Here is a 759-nt window from a genome sequence, read left to right on the forward strand (position 1 = left end):
CTTAGCTTTGTTCTTTAATGGCTTCTAAAATTTGGTCTGGTGTACGGTTAATGGTTGATTGAACAGCACCCACATAGGCCCCTTCAACCAGCGGCCCTTCAACAAGGTGGATATGTGCTTTTATCTCGTCCTCCACGAAGTCTAGGGCTGTCTCAGCAGATAAGACGGCTGATCCCATATCCGTGAAGATAAAAATTTCCTTATCCGTATTAGCAAAAATGGCCTCCGTGATCTTGTTGACGGACGTACCGATTTCACCGTCATCGGTCCCACCTGCAGCAATGACTGAAAAGGCATTGTGGTCATTGGGTACCATGGTTTCTAACAATTCTTTTAGGCCCTCTGTGATGGTTTGGCTATGAGACACTAATATTAGTAGATTTGTCATATATGAAAAGCCTCCGTATCTAAGTTTTCTAAATTTTCATGTACACGCTTACATTCTATCAAGAAAATGTTAAGACAACAAGCAACAGCCATTGGGACTTAAATGAGATGTCATTATTATTGAGTAAGACTTCGGACTATACTTTCCTAGCATTGCTCTGAAGAGCTGGACTAGCGGTGGACTAGAATTATTCAAGGTTTTGATAGATTAAAACGATTACCTTTAAGCGATTGTCCCTTGAATCAAAGTCCTATTAGGTATGATAGAATGAGAATATCAAGACAAGGGTAGACAAATTATAGGAGGCACAAAAAATGGTAGATATTTTAAAAGACTATAGCCCAGATCGTTCAAATACAAAAGCAATGAAG

Annotated in this window: 1 protein-coding gene; it reads right to left on the reverse strand. The window is 39.7% G+C overall.

Annotation, left to right across the window (positions count from 1 at the left end):
* Window position 1: 1 nt before the first annotated feature.
* Window positions 2–388: a dihydroxyacetone kinase phosphoryl donor subunit DhaM gene (gene dhaM, locus ACRCJ0_RS17200; RefSeq protein WP_069286155.1), complete on the reverse strand. Its 387-nt coding sequence runs from the start codon at window positions 386–388 to the stop codon at window positions 2–4.
* Window positions 389–759 lie beyond the last annotated feature (371 nt).

This window comes from Aerococcus sp. L_32, assembly GCF_050689315.1.